16 protein-coding genes and 1 tRNA gene are annotated in these 17,275 nt (G+C 71.1%); 8 read left to right on the top strand and 9 right to left on the bottom strand.

Translation table 11 applies throughout. The features are described 5' to 3' along the window. Nucleotides 1-99: 99 nt before the first annotated feature. From ABD207_RS27595 to nth, 3 genes are all read right to left on the bottom strand, one after another. Nucleotides 100-1,299: a MarP family serine protease gene (locus ABD207_RS27595; protein WP_344015906.1), complete on the bottom strand. Its 1,200-nt coding sequence runs from the start codon at nucleotides 1,297-1,299 to the stop codon at nucleotides 100-102. A 48-nt stretch (nucleotides 1,300-1,347) separates the two neighbouring features. After that, nucleotides 1,348-2,043 (bottom strand): NUDIX hydrolase, encoded by a 696-nt coding sequence (locus tag ABD207_RS27590; RefSeq protein WP_344015905.1) that lies wholly within the window; start codon nucleotides 2,041-2,043, stop codon nucleotides 1,348-1,350. A gap of 115 nt (nucleotides 2,044-2,158) precedes the next feature. After that, a complete protein-coding gene (gene nth / locus ABD207_RS27585; protein ID WP_344015904.1) occupies nucleotides 2,159-3,349 on the bottom strand; it encodes an endonuclease III in 1,191 nt (396 codons plus the stop codon). Between the two features lie 368 nt (nucleotides 3,350-3,717). Between nth and ABD207_RS27580 the strand changes: the two genes are divergently transcribed. Then, nucleotides 3,718-4,392: a Crp/Fnr family transcriptional regulator gene (locus ABD207_RS27580; protein WP_010031945.1), complete on the top strand. Its 675-nt coding sequence runs from the start codon at nucleotides 3,718-3,720 to the stop codon at nucleotides 4,390-4,392. Between the two features lie 106 nt (nucleotides 4,393-4,498). Here ABD207_RS27580 and ABD207_RS27575 read toward each other — a convergent pair whose 3' ends face one another. The 4 genes from ABD207_RS27575 to sp36 form a co-directional block, all read right to left on the bottom strand. Further along, the gene (locus tag ABD207_RS27575; RefSeq protein ID WP_344015903.1) at nucleotides 4,499-5,329 is read right to left on the bottom strand and encodes an MBL fold metallo-hydrolase; all 831 of its coding nucleotides are present in this window, start codon (nucleotides 5,327-5,329) and stop codon (nucleotides 4,499-4,501) included. Further along, entirely contained in the window at nucleotides 5,326-6,207 is an 882-nt protein-coding gene (locus ABD207_RS27570) for an NUDIX hydrolase (protein WP_344015902.1), read from the bottom strand. The genes ABD207_RS27575 and ABD207_RS27570 overlap by 4 nt, the downstream gene beginning before the upstream one ends. Nucleotides 6,208-7,052: 845 nt before the next feature. Continuing rightward, entirely contained in the window at nucleotides 7,053-7,520 is a 468-nt protein-coding gene (locus ABD207_RS27565; RefSeq protein WP_344015901.1) for a RidA family protein, read from the bottom strand. Next, on the bottom strand, nucleotides 7,517-7,675 hold the full coding sequence (gene sp36, locus ABD207_RS27560; RefSeq protein WP_009189813.1) for a Sp36 family protein: 159 nt from the start codon (nucleotides 7,673-7,675) through the stop codon (nucleotides 7,517-7,519). Before sp36 ends, ABD207_RS27565 begins: the two co-directional genes overlap by 4 nt. Nucleotides 7,676-7,973: 298 nt before the next feature. Between sp36 and bagA the strand changes: the two genes are divergently transcribed. Both bagA and bagB read left to right on the top strand, forming a co-directional pair. Then, nucleotides 7,974-8,951, top strand: coding sequence for an ATPase BagA (gene bagA / locus ABD207_RS27555; RefSeq protein ID WP_344015900.1), 978 nt, complete (start codon nucleotides 7,974-7,976; stop codon nucleotides 8,949-8,951). 180 nt (nucleotides 8,952-9,131) lie between these two features. Beyond that, nucleotides 9,132-10,511, top strand: coding sequence for an ATPase BagB (gene bagB / locus ABD207_RS27550; protein WP_344015899.1), 1,380 nt, complete (start codon nucleotides 9,132-9,134; stop codon nucleotides 10,509-10,511). 323 nt (nucleotides 10,512-10,834) lie between these two features. Here the strand turns inward: bagB and wblA are convergent, their stop codons facing one another. After that, the gene (gene wblA / locus ABD207_RS27545) at nucleotides 10,835-11,173 is read right to left on the bottom strand and encodes a transcriptional regulator WblA (RefSeq protein WP_344000952.1); all 339 of its coding nucleotides are present in this window, start codon (nucleotides 11,171-11,173) and stop codon (nucleotides 10,835-10,837) included. A 418-nt stretch (nucleotides 11,174-11,591) separates the two neighbouring features. On the opposite strand from wblA, the gene ABD207_RS27540 reads away from it, so the two are divergent. Continuing rightward, nucleotides 11,592-13,892, top strand: a complete 2,301-nt coding sequence (locus ABD207_RS27540; protein WP_344015898.1) for a transglycosylase domain-containing protein — start codon at nucleotides 11,592-11,594, stop codon at nucleotides 13,890-13,892. Nucleotides 13,893-14,081: 189 nt separating this feature from the next. Here ABD207_RS27540 and ABD207_RS27535 read toward each other — a convergent pair whose 3' ends face one another. After that, nucleotides 14,082-14,549 carry a GatB/YqeY domain-containing protein gene (locus tag ABD207_RS27535; RefSeq protein WP_344015897.1) on the bottom strand — a complete coding sequence of 156 codons (468 nt, stop codon included), beginning with the start codon at nucleotides 14,547-14,549 and terminating at the stop codon, nucleotides 14,082-14,084. A gap of 131 nt (nucleotides 14,550-14,680) precedes the next feature. Here ABD207_RS27535 and ABD207_RS27530 point away from each other — a divergent pair, with 131 nt between their 5' ends. From ABD207_RS27530 to ABD207_RS27515, 4 genes are all read left to right on the top strand, one after another. Then, entirely contained in the window at nucleotides 14,681-15,607 is a 927-nt protein-coding gene (locus ABD207_RS27530; protein ID WP_344015896.1) for a metallophosphoesterase, read from the top strand. A 112-nt stretch (nucleotides 15,608-15,719) separates the two neighbouring features. Further along, nucleotides 15,720-16,463: a Pr6Pr family membrane protein gene (locus ABD207_RS27525; protein WP_344015895.1), complete on the top strand. Its 744-nt coding sequence runs from the start codon at nucleotides 15,720-15,722 to the stop codon at nucleotides 16,461-16,463. A gap of 67 nt (nucleotides 16,464-16,530) precedes the next feature. Continuing rightward, nucleotides 16,531-16,604 (top strand) — tRNA-Pro (locus ABD207_RS27520). Between the two features lie 441 nt (nucleotides 16,605-17,045). Beyond that, on the top strand, nucleotides 17,046-17,219 hold the full coding sequence (locus ABD207_RS27515; protein ID WP_344015894.1) for an LxmA leader domain family RiPP: 174 nt from the start codon (nucleotides 17,046-17,048) through the stop codon (nucleotides 17,217-17,219). The last annotated feature ends 56 nt before the right edge of the window (nucleotides 17,220-17,275 follow it).

The raw sequence follows: 17,275 nt of genomic DNA, 5'->3' as shown, positions 1-17,275 counted from the left end.
GCCGCACGCCGCACCTGACGGGCCGCCGCACGCCGCACCTGACGGGCCGCCGCACGCCGCTCCTGACGCGCCGCCGTGCGCTCACGGCGCGCGGCCGACTCACAGCGCGCAGCTGTCGCTGTCCACCTCGCGGTTGGCGGCACGGCCCTTGACGATGTCCTCCTGGATCTCGTCCACGGTGAGCGCGTACCCGGTCTCGGCGTCGTCGCGGGATTTGGCGAAGACCACGCCGTAGACCTCGCCGTCGGGGGTCAGCAGCGGACCGCCGGAGTTGCCCTGCCGGACGTTGGCGAACAGGGAGTACACATCGCGCCGGACCGTGCCGCGGTGGTAGATGTCCGCGCCGTTGGCCGTGATGCGGCCCCGTACGCGCGCCGAGCGCACGTCATACGCACCGTTCTCCGGGAAGCCGGCGACGATCGCGCTGTCGCCGCTGCTCGCGTCCCTCGACGAGAACCGCAGCGCCGGGGCCTTCATGTCGGGGACGTCGAGCACCGCGATGTCGCGCTCCCAGTCGTAGAGCACGACCGTGGCGTCGTATCTGCGGCCCACGCCCCCGATCTGCACGGTCGGTTCGTCGACCCCGCCCACCACGTGCGCGTTGGTCATCACCCGGCGGTCGGCGAAGACGAAGCCGGTGCCCTCCAGCACCTTGCCGCAGCTCTCGGCGGTGCCCATCACCTTGACGATGGAACGCTGGGCGCGGGCGGCCACCGGGCTGTTGGCCAGCGCCGGGTCCGGGGGCTGGACGTCGTTGATCGGCTCGCTGGCGAACGGGCTGAAGACCTGCGGGAAGCCGTTCTGGGCGAGGATGGAGGAGAAGTCGGCGAACCAGGTGTCGGCACGGTCCGGCAGCACCCGGGACACCCCGAGCAGCACCTTGGAGCTGCGCACCTCCTTGCCCAGCCCCGTCAGCGTCGTACCGGCGAGGGCCGAGCCGATCAGCCAGGCGACCAGCAGCATCGCCACCACGTTCACCAGGGCGCCGCCGGTCGCGTCGAGCGCCCGGGCCGGGGACCAGGAGATGTAGCGGCGCAGCTTGTTGCCGAGGTGCGTGGTCAGTGCCTGTCCGATGGAGGCGCACACGATCACCACGACGACCGCGACCACGGCGGCGGTGGTGCCGACCTCGGCGTTGTCCGTGAGGGCGTCCCAGATCACGGGCAGCACATACACGGCGGCGAGACCGCCGCCCAGGAACCCGATCACCGACAGGATGCCGACGACGAAGCCCTGGCGGTAGCCGACCACCGCGAACCAGGCAGCGGCGACCAGCAACAGGATGTCCAGCACGTTCACCGCTTCAAGCCTCGCCTCGTCATTCGCCTCGCTCCGGCGCCCACCCTGTCATGACCGCCAGTCCAGGGGGACCCGCCGGTCACGGTTCCAGGGGCGCTCCCATCCGGCGAAGTGCAGCAGACGGTCGATGACCCCCGCGGTGAAGCCCCACACCAGGGCCGACTCCACCAGGAACGCCGGCCCCTGGTGGCCGCTGGGATGGACCGTGGTCGCACGGTTGGCCGGGTCGGTCAGATCCTCGATCGGGACGGTGAAGACCCGGGCCGTCTCGTTCGGGTCCACCACGCCGACCGGGCTGGGCTCCCGCCACCAGCCCAGCACCGGGGTGACCACGAAGCCGCTCACCGGGATGTAGAGCTTCGGCAGCACGCCGAAGAGCTGGACGCCGGACGGATCGAGCCCGGTCTCCTCCTCGGCCTCGCGCAGCGCGGCCCGCAGCGGCCCCTCGCCGAGCGGATCACCGTCCTCCGGGTCGAGCGCCCCGCCCGGGAAGGACGGCTGCCCGGCGTGCGAGCGCAGCGAGCCGGCCCGCTCCATCAGCAGCAGCTCGGGGCCCCGCTCGCCCTCGCCGAACAGGATGAGCACGGCGGACTGGCGGCCCGCGCCGTTCTCCGGCGGCAGGAAGCGGCTCAGCTGGCGCGGAGCGACCGTCTCCGCCGCCCGCACCACCGGGTCCAGCCACTCGGGCAGGCCCTCCTTGCTGATCGTCACCGGCCCGCCCCGGGTGTTGCTCGCCCGCGTCATCGCCACCCCACTCGTCCCGGCCCGCAGAAGCGTGTCTGGTCCTGCGGGTGCAACGCCCCGGGGCCCCGAGATCGTTCCGCGGCCCGCTCTCCCGAGGGGCGCCCGCTGCCTGCCCTCATCCGGCCCTCAGCGGGGGAGCGGGGCGGCCGCCCGCGTCCAGATAGGCCTGCGGGGGCTTCAGGCGCTGGCCTGGCAGGCCGGCCTTCTCGTACTTCAGCAGCTTCTTCGCCTTCTCGGGGTCCGTCTCGCCCTCTCCGTACGAGGGGCAGAGCGCGGCGATGGGGCAGGCGCCGCAGGCGGGCTTGCGGGCGTGGCAGATGCGGCGGCCGTGCCAGATCACGTGGTGCGACAGATCGGTCCACTCGCTCTTGGGGAACAGCGCGCCGACGGCCGCCTCGATCTTGTCGGGGTCGGTCTCATCCGTCCACTTCCAGCGGCGCACCAGGCGCTGGAAGTGGGTGTCCACGGTGATGCCGGGCCGGCCGAAGGCGTTGCCCAGCACCACGAAGGCGGTCTTGCGGCCGACGCCGGGCAGGGTGACCAGGTCCTCCAGACGGTCGGGGACCTCGCCGCCGAACCTCTCCACCAGCGCCTTGGAAAGGCCCATCACCGAGCGGGTCTTGGCGCGGAAGAAGCCGCACGGGCGGAGGATCTCCTCCACCTCCTCCGGGTTGGCGGCGGCCAGGTCCTCCGGGGTGGGGTACTTCGCGAAGAGGGCCGGGGTCGTCTGGTTGACGCGCAGGTCCGTGGTCTGGGCCGACAGGACGGTGGCGACCAGCAGTTGGAAGGGGTTCTCGAAGTCCAGCTCCGGGTGGGCGTACGGGTACACCTCGGCGAGCTCGCGGTTGATCCGGCGCGCGCGGCGCACCAGCGCGGTGCGCGACTCGCCCTTGCCCGGATGGACGACGGTCTTCGCGGGCGCGGCCTTGACGGCGGCGGTGGCCTTCTTGGGCGCGACGAGGGGCTTCTTGACGGCGGGGGCTTTCTTGACGGCGGCCTTCTTCGCCGGGGCGGACTTCTTGGCTGAGACGGACTTCTTGGCGGGTGCCTTGGCGGAGGTCGTCTTCTCGGCGGCCGTCTTCTTAGTGGCCGTCTTCTTGGCGGTCGCCTTCTCGGCGGCCGCCTTCTTGGTGGCCGGGGCCTTCTTCGCCGACGGGGTCTTCGCAGCCGATGCGGCCTTCTCGGCAGCAGCCTTCTTCGTGGTCGCCTTCTCGGCAGGCGCGGCCTTCTCGGCGGCCTGCTTCGCCGCCGCCGTCGCCTCCTCGGCCGCCCTCTTGGCCGCCTGCCTGGCCGCAGTCTTCTTCACAGCCGCCTCCCCGGCAGGCGCCGCCCGCTTGGAGGCGGCCTTCTCTGCCGCATTCGTCGTTTCCCTACCGCCATCGGGGCTCTGTTCGCCCACAGCGGAATCGCGACGTACCGCCACCCGCGCAGCCCCCTCTGCCTGTGCTCTCACCGGCGATTTGGACACCCGGCCAGCCTACGGCCCGGCACCGACATCCGCCCCGGACCCGGAAGATCGGCGCCCAATTGGACCCCTGCCGCGTACCCCGGCGGGACGGTGCGGCATCCTTGTGACAGATCACACTGTTTGGACCGTCAGGCAAAATGGGCACCACGGTCCCCTGGTACGTGGGGGAGCAAGATCCCCTGAGCAGGTCGACAAGGAGATAACTCGTGGACGACGTTCTGCGGCGGAACCCGCTCTTTGCGGCGCTCGATGACGAGCAGGCCGCGGAGCTTCGCGCCTCCATGAGTGAGGTGACCCTGGCACGGGGCGACTCCCTGTTCCATGAGGGCGACCCCGGAGACCGGCTCTACGTGGTCACCGAGGGCAAGGTCAAGCTGCACCGCACCTCCCCCGACGGCCGCGAGAACATGCTCGCCGTCGTCGGCCCCGGCGAACTGATCGGCGAGCTGTCGCTCTTCGACCCGGGCCCGCGCACGGCCACGGCCACCGCGCTGACCGAGGTCAAGCTGCTGGGCCTCGGCCACGGCGACCTCCAGCCCTGGCTGAATGCCCGCCCCGAGGTCGCCACGGCCCTGCTGCGGGCCGTCGCGCGCCGCCTGCGCAAGACCAACGACGCCATGTCCGACCTGGTCTTCTCGGACGTCCCGGGCCGTGTCGCCCGCGCCCTGCTGGACCTGTCGCGCCGCTTCGGCGTGCAGTCCGAGGAGGGCATCCACGTGGTGCACGACCTCACGCAGGAGGAGCTGGCCCAGCTCGTCGGCGCCTCCCGCGAGACGGTCAACAAGGCCCTGGCGGACTTCGCCCAGCGCGGCTGGCTGCGTCTGGAAGCCCGCGCGGTGATCCTCCTGGACGTGGAGCGCCTGGCGAAGCGCTCCCGCTGACGCCGGCCCCGTCCGTATGTCGTACGCCTGAGCCCCGCCCCCGGTATGGGAGGCGGGGCTCGGCCGTGTTCCAGTGCCGCCGGGCCGGGATCTGCCGTTCGGGCGTTCAGATCAGCCCGTGCTCCCGCAGGTACTCCAGCTGGGCGCGCACGGACAGCTCCGCGGCCGGCCACAGAGAGCGGTCCACGTCCGCGTAGACATGGGCGACCACCTCGGCGGGCGTGCGGTAGCCGTCCTCGACGGCCGTCTCGACCTGGGCGAGGCGGTGGGCGCGGTGGGCGAGGTAGTACTCGACGGCGCCCTGGGCGTCCTCCAGGACGGGCCCGTGACCTGGCAGGACGGTGTGCACGCCGTCGTCGACCGTGAGCGAGCGCAGGCGGCGCAGGCTGTCCAGATAGTCGCCGAGGCGGCCGTCCGGGTGGGCCACCACGGTCGTGCCGCGCCCCAGGATGGTGTCGCCGGTCAGGACGGCCTGGTCGGCCGGCAGGTGGAAGCAGAGGGAGTCCTCGGTGTGCCCCGGCGTCGGCACGACCCGCAGCTCAAGACCGCCGACGCTGATCACGTCCCCCGCGGCCAGCCCCTCGTCGCCCAGCCGCAGCGCGGGGTCCAGGGCGCGCACCTTGGTGCCGGTCAGCTCGGCGAACCTGCCCGCGCCCTCCGCGTGGTCGGGGTGACCGTGCGTCAGCAGGGTGAGGGCGATGCGCTTGCCGGCCTCCTCGGCCGTGGCGACGACCCGGCGCAGGTGCCCTTCGTCCAGCGGACCCGGGTCGACCACCACCGCGAGGGAGGAGTCCGGCTCGGACAGGATCCAGGTGTTCGTGCCGTCCAGGGTCATCGCCGAGGGGTTGGGCGCCAGGACGTTCACCGCGCGCGGGGTCGCGGGGCCGGAGACGACCTGGCCCCGTGGCTGGCCCGGCAGGGTGCTGGCGTTCGTCATGCGGAGGCTCCCCCGGTCGGTATGTGCTTGGTGAACTCGTCGTGCCCCGGCCAGGAGAGCACGATCTGGCCGTCCACCAGGCGCGCGGTGGCCAGCACCGGCGTGAGATCCCGTGCGGGCGCCGCTTCGAGCGCCTCGGCCGCGCTGCTGTACGGCATCAGCTGGCGCAGCGTCGCGATGGTCGGCGGCATCATCAGCAGCTCGCCCTTGTCGTAGGCGGCGGCCGCCTCGTGCGGGGCGATCCAGACCGTACGGTCGGCCTCGGTGGAGACGTTCCGGGTGCGCTGGCCCTCCGGGAGCGCGGCGACGAAGAACCAGGTGTCGTAGCGGCGCGGCTCGAACTCCGGGGTGATCCAGCGCGTCCAGGCGCCGAGCAGGTCGGAGCGCAGGACCAGCCCGCGCCGGTCGAGGAACTCCGCGAAGGAGACCTCGCGAGCGACCAGCGCCGCCCGGTCGGCCTCCCAGTCGTCGCCGGTGGTGTCGCCCACCACCGTGTCGGCCGTCGGTCCCGCTAGCAGGACGCCGGCCTCCTCGTACGTCTCGCGCACGGCGGCGCAGACGATCGCCTGGGCGCCCGTCTCGTCGACGCCGAGCCGCTCCGCCCACCAGCTGCGCGAGGGTCCCGCCCAGCGGATGTGCCGCTCGTCGTCGCGCGGGTCCACACCGCCGCCGGGGTAGGCGTAGGCGCCGCCGGCGAAGGCCATGGACGTACGGCGGCGCAGCATGTGCACGACAGGGCCGTCCGGGGTGTCCTTGAGCAGCATCACGGTGGCCGCCCGCTTCGGCGCGACCGGCGTGAGCGTCCCGCTGGCGAGCGCCCGGATCCGATCCGGCCACTCCGGCGGGTACCACTGGCCATCAGCCTGCACATTCGCCATGGCCGGAGGCTATCTGCTGACGCCCGGATGTTCGAGTGCCGGGCGCTCCGCTGGGGGTGCGGGGCCGTGATTGCGGGACTGGGGTAGGGGCCCCGTCGCCTGGGGTCCACGCCGCCCACCCGGCGCTCATGGGGCACGGGTACTGCTGCGCCCTCGCCGCCCATCGAGCACTGGGCACTTTGCGGGGGATGCGGGAGCTGGAGCGGGCAGAGCCGGAACCCATCGGGGGGCGCCGGAGAGCGAAGGGCGCCGGACCGACAGGACAAGGGGGCGAAGAAGCCCGGAAGCGCCGGCCCAGCAACGCCGGGGGCGGGCCAGGAGACGTGCACCCCGCCAAGGGCGCCGCAGGAGCCGACGCCGCCCACCCCGGCGCCCACTGAGGCACGCGCAATCCCCGCGCCCCCGATCGAGAACTGGGTGCTTTGCGGGGATCTGCGGAAGCAGGAGCGGGCAGAGCCGGAACCCATCGGGGGGCGCCGGAGAGCGAAGGGCGCCGGACCGACAGGACAAGGGGGCGAAGAAGCCCGGAAGCGCCGGCCCAGCAACGCCGGGGGCGGGCCAGGAAACGTGCACCCCGCCGAGAGCGCCGTCGCACGGGGTCGGCGCCGCTCACGCCGGCGCTCATCAGGCAGGTCTACGGGGGCCGGGAACGAGCCCCCGCCGGGGGCACCGGCGCGCGGCCCGGCACCTCCCACGCCCGGCGCTCAAGGGGGCACGCGCCTGAGCCCTCGCCCTTCAGCGAGCGTGGGACGCGCCGAGCCCCCGGCCGCCGGGCGGGCAGGCGGGGTGGGGACGATGCCCCCACCCCGCACGGACGGGCCGGACGGACCCGGACGGGCCCGCCGCTACGCCTGCGTCAGCTCCACCTGGATCTCGACCTCGACCGGAGCGTCCAGCGGAAGCACCGCGACGCCCACCGCACTGCGCGCATGCACGCCCTTGTCGCCGAGAACCTCGCCGAGCAGCTCGCTCGCGCCGTTGAGGACGCCCGGCTGGCCGGTGAAATCGGGAGCGGAGGCGACGAAGCCGACCACCTTGACCACGCGCGCGATCCGGTCCAGGTCACCGGCGACGGACTTGACCGCGGCGAGGGCGTTCAGCGCACAGGTGCGCGCCAGCTCCTTGGCCTCCTCCGCGGTGACCTCCGCACCGACCTTGCCGGTGACCGGAAGCTTGCCGTCCACCATGGGCAGCTGGCCCGCGGTGTAGATGTACGGCCCCGACTGCACGGCCGGCTGGTACGCCGCCAGTGGCGGGACGACCTCCGGCAGGCTCAGACCCAGCTCGGCGAGCTTCGTCTCGACGGCGCTCATGCCTGCTTCTCGCGCTTCAGGTAGGCCACCAGCTGCTCCGGGTTCGGCCCGGGCACGACCTGGACGAGTTCCCAGCCGTCCTCGCCCCAGGTGTCCAGGATCTGCTTCGTGGCATGGACGAGCAGTGGCACAGTCGCGTATTCCCACTTGGTCATGGGGCCGACTCTAGCCGCACGCCCCGGCGCGGAGGCGACGGCATCCGGCTCGGCACCGGGCGGCCTCCGGCCGCACACTCCCGCCCCATCCGGTCAGGCGCTCGGGCAGCCTCGGCCAGACACTCCGACCACCTCAGCCTCAACCCGGCGACCACCTCAGCCTCAACCCGGCGACCACCTCCGCCCCGCCCCAGCGGCCACTTCCGGCCACGCGCCGGTCCTCGCCCGCCCGGTGACATGTCCGCGGAACTCGCCCCGGAGCCGCCGGGCCGCGCACCGAGCATTTAGGCTCGAAGACGTGAGCAGGCTCCAGGTCGTCAGCGGCAAGGGCGGAACCGGCAAGACCACGGTGGCCGCGGCCCTCGCGCTGGCCCTGGCCACGGAGGGGAAGCGGACGCTTCTCGTCGAGGTCGAGGGCCGCCAGGGCATCGCACAGCTCTTCGAGACGGAGGCGTTGCCCTACGAGGAGCGGAAGATCGCCGTCGCTCCGGGCGGAGGCGAGGTGTACGCCCTTGCCATCGACCCCGAACTGGCCCTTCTGGACTACCTCCAGATGTTCTACAAGATGGGCGGCGCCGGTCGCGCACTCAAGAAGCTCGGCGCCATCGACTTCGCCACCACCATCGCCCCCGGCCTGCGGGACGTGCTGCTGACCGGCAAGGCGTGCGAGGCGGTGCGGCGCAAGGAGCGCAGCGGGCGGTTCGTCTACGACTACGTCGTGATGGACGCACCGCCTACCGGCCGCATCACCCGTTTCCTCAACGTCAACGACGAGGTCGCCGGGCTCGCCAAGATCGGCCCGATACACAATCAGGCGCAGGCCGTGATGCGGGTGCTGAAGTCGCCGGAGACGGCGGTGCACCTGGTGACGCTGCTGGAGGAGATGCCGGTCCAGGAGACCGCGGACGGGATCGCCGAGCTGCGCGCGGCCCGGCTGCCGGTCGGCCGGGTGATCGTGAACATGGTGCGGCCGGCCCTGCTGGACCCGGCCGACCTGGAACTCCTCGGGACCGTCGAGCGTTCCTCCGTCGCACGGGCACTGTCGTCGGCCGGCCTCGGCGGCGCGCGGCGCGGCGGACGCGCCGAGCGGCTGGTGGACCCCTTGCTCGAGCAGGCGCGGGAGTACGCCGAGCGGCACGCGCTGGAGGCGGAGCAGCGCGCCGTGCTGGAGGACCTCGGCCTGCCGCTGCACGAACTGCCGCTGTACGCGGACGGCGTGGACCTCGCGGCCCTCTACCAGATGGCCCGCGAGCTGCGCGGACAGGGCGTCTCGTGAACCGTCGCGAGCCCCTCCGCCCTCGCGCCGCGCACGCCGTCACGAGCCGGACGTGCGGGACGCGCCGGATGCACCGCACGAGCCGGACGTGCCGCACGTGCCGGATGTATCGCACGTGCCGGACGTGTGGAACGACCGGACGTATCGAACGTTGTGGACGCATCGGAAGCAGGGGATGACATGAGCCGTCCGGAACCGGCCCAGGCTGCCCAGGCGCACCACCCGGCCGCCCGTCAGCACCTCTCCCCCGCCCGGGTCCTCGACATCGACCCGCTGATCGACGATCCGCAGACCCGGATCATCGTGTGCTGCGGCGCCGGCGGCGTCGGCAAGACGACCACCGCCGCGGCCCTGGGGCTGCGCGCGGCCGAGCGGGGCCGGAAGGTGGTGGTCCTCACCATCGACCCGGCCCGCCGGCTCGCCCAGTCGATGGGCATCGACTCGCTGGACAACACCCCGCGCCGGGTGAAGGGCATCGACGACTCCGCGGGCGGCGAACTGCACGCCATGATGCTCGACATGAAGCGCACCTTCGACGAGATCGTCGAGGCGCACGCGGACCCCGAGCGGGCCGCCGCGATCCTGAGCAACCCCTTCTACCAGTCGCTCTCGGCGGGCTTCGCGGGCACGCAGGAGTACATGGCGATGGAGAAGCTGGGCCAGCTGCGGGCCCGGGACGAGTGGGATCTGATCGTCGTGGACACCCCGCCGTCGCGCTCCGCGCTGGACTTCCTGGACGCGCCCAAGCGGCTGGGCTCCTTCCTCGACGGCAAGCTCATCCGGGTGCTGCTGGCCCCGGCGAAGGCCGGCGGCCGCGCCGGGATGAAATTCCTGAACGTCGGCATGTCGATGATGACCGGTGCTCTGGGCAAGCTGCTGGGCGGTCAGCTGCTGAAGGACGTGCAGACGTTCGTGGCGGCGATGGACTCCATGTTCGGCGGATTCCGTACGCGTGCGGACGCCACCTACAAGCTGCTCCAGGCGCCGGGGACGGCGTTCCTGGTGGTGGCGGCCCCGGAGCGGGACGCGCTGCGCGAGGCCGCGTACTTCGTGGAGCGGCTGGCCGCGGAGAAGATGCCGCTCGCCGGTCTGGTGCTCAACCGGGTGCACGGCAGCGGCGCCGACCGGCTGTCGGCCGAGCGGGCGATCGCCGCGGCGGAAAATCTTGAGGAGTCCCGCATTGTGGATCAGGAGTACGGGAAAGCTGGTTCTCGTACCTCTCCCGGCAACTCCCCGAGCACATACGACAGTTCAGAATCACCGGCTCGCGACGAGCCCGGCGCTTCCGCCGAGTCCACTGCTCCCGACGAAGGCTCCCCCGCCGAGGCGGAACGGTCGGTGGACCGGTTCACGGCGGGCCTGCTGAGGCTGCACGCCGAGCGGATGCACCTGCTGGCGCGCGAGCAGCGCACACGCGACCGCTTCACCGCGCTCCACCCCGAGGTGGCGGTGACGGAGGTGGCCGCGCTGCCCGGCGACGTCCACGACCTGGCGGGCCTGCGGGACATCGGCGACCGGCTCGCGAACAACCGGCCCGAGCTGCCCGAGCCGGGCGCGTAGCACCGGCCGCACGGTTCCGTCCGGTTCCGCGGCAGGCACCGTCGGGTCCTGCGTCAGGCAGGCCGCCGTCTCACATCACCGAGGCGCGAAGCGGAGCCATGCCCGTGCCCGCGCCTGTCAAGACACACGGAGCCATGCCCATGCCCGTCAAGGCACGCCGAGCCACGCCCCTCAAGGGCATCTGATGCCCGTCAACGCATACCGAGCCACGCCCCTCAAGGGCACACGAAAGGCACATCAAGGGCATACCGACCCGTCGAGGGCCCGTAGAAGGGCCCTCAGCTCATCGGATTCCGAAATCCCTCGGCTCGGCGGGCGGGCCCTCAGCTCACTGCCGCGTAGTTCTCGTAGACCTGGTCGTCGCCCATCGGCACGACGCCGGCCCCGCGCTCGTACTCCGAGCGGGCGGTCTCCAGCAGCCGGCGCCAGGAGGTCACGGTGGGCCTCCGGCGCAGCAGCGCCCGGCGCTCACGCTCGGTCATGCCTCCCCACACGCCGAACTCCACGCGGTTGTCCAGCGCGTCAGCCAGACATTCGGTGCGTACCGGGCATCCGGTGCACACCGCCTTGGCCCTGTTCTGCGCTGCTCCCTGAACGAACAGTTCATCCGGATCGGTAGTGCGGCAGGCAGCCTGCGCACTCCAGTCGGTAACCCAGCCCATACCGGCGCCGTCCTCTCCCGAATCGAGGCTCCCCCACGGCGGCAGCGGCATATTCACCGTCGCCAGTTGAGGACGTTACGGAAGGTGGGCACGACGCAACACCCCCAGCGGGCCCAATCTTGAATGGTCCGAACGGACTATGGGTAAGCGGCAGATCACCCGCGGGAGTGAGCTGGCGACATGCACGACAAACCGGGCGTATGGGGTCAGTTCAGTTGCGCCACAACGGACACCAAGTCACACACAAGGCGATTCGGGGCACGCACTCGACTCGCTCGCCGAAAGAAAGTCGAGGAGGTCCGAGACGATTCGGGGTCGCCGGACGTATTGATACATGGCCTCACTGCTGTGACAGTCGAGAGCAGCTTAGGCCAAGGCATATACGCCTGTCCGGCGAATGAGAACGTAGGCTGCTCTCATGTCAAACAAGCGCTCGGGCGGTGGTCTGTCCCCCACGCAGCAGGCCGCCAAGTTCCTCGGTGTCAGTGTCCTCGCGGGAGCGGTGCTGGCCGGAATCGCGCTGCCCGCCGTGGGCGCGCTCGGGCTGGCGGCCAAGGGCTCGGTCGAGAGCTTCGACGAGCTCCCGGCCAATCTGAAGACCCCTCCGCTGAGCCAGCGCACCACCATCCTGGACGCCCAGGGCGGCACGATCGCCACGGTCTACTCGCGCGACCGCACGGTGGTCGACCTCAAGGACATCTCGCCGTACATGCAGAAGGCGATCATCGCGATCGAGGACTCGCGCTTCTACCAGCACGGCGCCGTCGACCTGAAGGGAGTCCTGCGCGCCCTCAACCGCAACGCGCAGGAGGGCGGCGTCGCCGAGGGCGCCTCCACGCTCACGCAGCAATACGTGAAGAACGTCTTCGTCGAGGAGGCCGGCGACGACCCGACGAAGGTCGCCCAGGCCACCCAGCAGACCCTCGGCCGCAAGATCCGCGAACTGAAGTACGCGATCCAGGTCGAGGAGGAGCTGGGCAAGAAGAAGATCCTCGAGAACTACCTCAACATCACCTTCTTCGGCCAGCAGGCCTACGGCGTGGAGGCCGCCGCCCAGCGCTACTTCTCCAAGTCCGCCAAGGACCTCAACCTCCAGGAGTCCGCCCTCCTCGCCGGCATCGTGCAGTCCCCGAGCCGCTACGACCCGGTCAACGACGAGGCCGAGGCGAAGAAGCGGCGCAATGTGGTGCTCCGGCGGATGGCCCAGATCGGGGACATCTCCCAGGAGGAGGCCGACAAGGCGGCCAGGGCCCCGCTCGGGCTGAAGGTCAGCAAGCCGAAGAACGGCTGCATCACCGCCGTCAAGGGCGCGGGCTTCTTCTGCGACTATGTGCGCGAGGTCTTCCTGAACGACCCGGTCTTCGGCAAGACCAAGGAGGAGCGGGCCAGGATCTGGAACCAGGGCGGCCTGACGATCCGCACCACCATGGACCCGCAGGCGCAGGAAGCCGTGCAGCAGTCGGTGAAGAACCACGTCAACCAGAGCGACGACGTGGCGACCGCCGCCACCATCGTCGAGCCCGGCACCGGCAAGATCCTTGCCATGGGCCAGTCCCGGCCCTACGGCATCGACACCAAGAAGCACGAGACGACGCTCAACCTCTCGGTCGACGACGCCATGGGCGGCGGCGCGGGCTACCAGCCCGGTTCCACGTTCAAGCCGATCGTCGCCGCGGCGGCCCTGGAGAACGGGGTGCCGCCGACCAAGACGTACGCCGCGCCGTACAAGATGAACTACCCCTCGCCCGTCCAGGCCTGCGACGGCAAGGTGTGGAACGAGCAGAACGTCCCGGTCGAGAACGAGAACGAGTCCGAGGTCGGCCCGTACAGCATGAAGGAGGCGACCGCCAAGTCGGTCAACACCTACTTCGTCGAGCTGATCAGTGAGATCGGGATCTGCCCGGTCACCGAGATGGCCAAGAAGATGGGCGTCCAGCGGGCCGACGGCCGCAAGATGCAGCAGGCCCCGTCCATCGCCCTGGGCACCCAGGAGATGTCCCCGCTGACCATGGCGAACGGCTACGCCACCTTCGCCGCGCGCGGCATGCACTGCACCCCGGTCGCCATCGAGTCGATCAGCCAGCGGATCGGGGGCAAGGAGAAGTCCCTGCCGGTGCCGAAGTCGACCTGCTCGCGGGCCATGTCGGAGAAGACCGCCGACACCGTCAACACCCTGCTCAAGGGCGTCGTCGAGGACGGTACGGGCACCCAGGCCGGCCTCGGCAGCCGCCCGAGCGCGGGCAAGACCGGTACCACCGACGAGCGCTACGCCGCCTGGTTCGTGGGCTACACCCCGAACATGGCCGGCGCGGTCTGGGTCGGCGACCCCGCGCACAAGCGGAAGATGATCAACATCTCCATCGGCGGCCAGTGGCACGGCAAGGTCTTCGGTGGCCAGGTGCCCGGCCCGATCTGGCGCGACATGATGAACGGCGCGCTGGAGGGCAAGGAGGCGCCCGACTTCAACCTGGTCGACATCCCGGACGACCGCAACCGCGATCGCGACCGGGGCGACGATGACGAGGACCGCGACGAGGGCGACGACAACGGCGGCTTCATCGGCGGCCTGATCGGCGGCGGCAACGGCGGCCCCGGCGGCGGCAATGGCGGACCCGGTGGTGGCAACGGCGGTCCCGGCGGCCCGGAGCCCGACCCGACGTTCTCCATCCCGGAGGGCTTCATCCGCGGCCCGGGCAACGGGCCGGGCGGCAGGGACTGAGGCCGGCGGGAGGCTCTGGGCCTCCGGTCATCTGGGCTCCTGGCCTCCAGGTCCCCTGGGCGACCGCCCCACCCACGCACGCGAACGGCCCCTCCCCTCTCTACTGAGGGAAGGGGCCGCCTCTCTACTGAGGGAAGGGGCCGCCCGCGTTCGTACGCCCACTAGGTATAGGTATGACGGGCCGGCCGTTCAGCCGCCGGCCAGCATCTTCTTCACCGCGGCGGCGACCCGGCCGCCCTCCGCCCGGCCCGCGACCTTCGGGTTCACGATCTTCATGACGGCGCCCATGGCGCGCGGCCCCTCGGCGCCGGCCGCCTTCGCCTCCTCGACCGCCTGGGCGACGATCGCGTTCAGCTCGTCGTCGGACAGCTGCTTCGGCAGGTACTGCGCGAGCACCTCGCCCTCCGCCTTCTCCCGCTCGGCCTGCTCGGTGCGACCGCCCTGCGCGAAGGCCTCGGCCGCCTCACGGCGCTTCTTGGCCTCGCGGGTGATCACCTTCAGCACATCCTCGTCGGAGAGCTCACGCTTCTCCTTGCCCGCGACCTCCTCCTTGGTGATCGCGGCGAGCGTCAGGCGCAGCGTCGAGGAGCGCAGCTCGTCGCGCTCCTTGATCGCGGCGTTGAGGTCATCCTGCAGCTTGGACTTGAGCGTGGTCATGACTTGATTGTCGCAGGTGCGCAGGGCAGGACGCCTGCTGATTTAAGGGGCGTACGGGAAAAGGCTGTTCGTACGGGCAGCGGGCGGACTGCGTGGCACGGCGGCCGCTCGCGGTCTGACACGATGGGTCCATGCGCGCGCGATACGGAATCCCCCTGGGAATCACGGCGGCCGGGGCCGCCGGACTGCTGTACGCGGCGGGCTTCGAGGCCCGCTCCTTCCGGCTGCGGCGGGTGACGGTCCCCGTCCTGCCGTCCGGGATGCGCCCCCTGCGCGTGCTGCAGGTCTCCGACATCCACATGGTCAGCGGCCAGCGCAAGAAGCAGCGCTGGCTGCGCTCGCTCGCCGGTCTGCGCCCCGACTTCGTGATCAACACGGGCGACAACCTGTCCGACCCCGAGGGCGTGCCCGAGGTGCTGGACGCGCTGGGCCCGCTGATGGAGTTCCCGGGCGCCTACGTCTTCGGCTCCAACGACTACTACGGCCCCCGCCTGCGCAACCCCGCCCGCTACCTGATCGAGAAGGCCCAGGGCAGGCACGGCCTGAACGGCAACCCGCCGGCCGTCGGCGTCGTCCACAACCCGTGGGAGAACATCCGGGACGGCTTCGACGCCGCGGGCTGGCTCAACCTGACCAACACCCGGGGCACCCTCAAGATCAACGACGTGTCCATCGAGCTCACCGGCCTCGACGACCCGCACATCAAGCGGGACCGGTACGACGAGGTGGCCGGCGGCCCGTCGCCCTCCGCGGACTTCTCCATGGGCATCGTCCACGCCCCCTACCTGCGCGTCCTGGACGCCTTCACGGCCGACGGCTACCCCCTGATCCTGGCCGGCCACACCCACGGCGGCCAGCTGTGCATCCCCTTCTACGGCGCCCTGGTCACCAACTGCGACCTCGACACGGACCGCGTGAAGGGCCTGTCCACCCACACCGCCGACGGCCACACCGCCTACCTGCATGTCTCCGCAGGCTGCGGCACCAACCGCTACACCCCCGTCCGCTTCGCCTGCCCCCCGGAGGCGACGCTGCTGACTCTCACGAGCCGAGACTGACCGAAGTGAACCGAGAGTAATCCAAACGACACTGAACACCGCCGTTCTCCCGGTAACCCATCCGCACCACAACAAATCGCACCAATCGGGTCATGCCTCCCACTCTGGAGGCATGACAGCCCCGATACCCAGGGACATCCCGGACCTGCCCGCCGTCCCGATGCCGCCCCCCTCGCTGCTGCCCTCCCCGGTCCCGGCCCGGGCCGTGGTCCCCCCGGTGCGCCGCCCCCTCGCAGCGACCTACCGCCTACTCCTGGCCGCAACGGCGATCACTGCCGCCGCCGTCGAACTCCTCCTCGGCAACCCGACCCGCGTCCTGAGCTACTTCACCATCCAGAGCACGCTGCTCCTGGCCCTGGTCACCCTGGCCTCGGCCCGCCGAGCCTGGACGGCCCGCCACCCCCTCCCGGGCGGGCTCACCGGCGCCACCCTCCTCTACGTAGTGATGGCGGCCCTGGTCCACCACACCCTCCTCGCCGACGCCAAGCCGGCCTTCTCCATGACCGGCGAGACGGGCCTGCTGGAAACGGCCGCGGCCCACGCCCTCCACACGGTGATCCCGCTCGCGGCCCTGCTGGACTGGCTCCTGCTCTCCCCCTCGGCCCGCACGCACATCCTCCAGGCCACGACCTGGATGCTGTACCCCCTGGCCTACCTGGCCTTCACCCTGGTCCGCGGCGAACTCCTCCCCGGCAACCCGGCCGCCTACCTCTACCCCTTCCTCGACGTCACCCGCGACGGCTACCGCAGCGTGCTGGCCAACGCCCTCCTCGTGGGCCTCGCCTTCTACGCCCTGGCGGCCCTCCTGGTCGCCCTCGACCACGTCCGCCCGCACCCGGTCCGCCGCCTCCGCTGAAACCGGATTTCGTCTCCGGCCACCGGTGGGCTAAAGTAATCGTCGTCGCCGCGACAGCGGCGATGATCGGGGTGTAGCGCAGCTTGGCAGCGCGCTTCGTTCGGGACGAAGAGGTCGTGGGTTCAAATCCCGCCACCCCGACAGTGAAACACCAGGTCAGGGGCCTAATCCGCATCGCGGGTCGGGCCCCTGACTCGTTTCCAGGGTCTCTTGGGAGCCGTTGGGGAGCCAACTTCGGAATCCGGCTCCCGGGCTGCTCCCATTCCGCTCCCGCGGAGACGGCACGCGACACATCGGGGGAAGCCGTCGAGCACAGGAGCCGGGGTGAGGTCCGCCAAGCGGATGCTTGGCGGTGATCTGGCGGGCCTAGGCGGCAGGTGCATCTAGCGAGCCACCGTATGAGCCGTCAGAGCTGAACCCGCAGGCAGGAGCCGATCTGGCTGAAGCTCATGGAAAGTTGAGGGGTCGCTGTGACGCCGACGAGATGGTCAACTTCTCGCGTCCACCAGTGTCGTCCCTTTAGCTCGGGCGGGCTGTGTCCTGCGGCCGGCCGATACGGGGACCCCCATTTCAGGAGGAATCGTGAACGCTGCCGACCAGCTGCTTGAGGGTTACACGGCCTACACGACGGCCGAAGAGTTCGGAGTGGCGGCCGAGAGCGACGCTCCGGCCATCACCACCACCGTCACTTCGTCGGAGATCTGTGTCTCTCTGGTCTCCGCGTCGGTGACGGCGACGTGGGACAGCGGCTGCTGAGAGGGCGTTAAGTCCCATCTCTCTGGGTTCGTGATCGCTCGTTCGTGTGATTGGTT

The sequence above is a fragment of the Streptomyces thermospinosisporus genome, assembly GCF_039526425.1.
In the GTDB taxonomy this organism is placed as follows: domain Bacteria; phylum Actinomycetota; class Actinomycetes; order Streptomycetales; family Streptomycetaceae; genus Streptomyces; species Streptomyces thermocarboxydovorans.
This window is presented reverse-complemented; position numbering and strand designations above follow the sequence as displayed.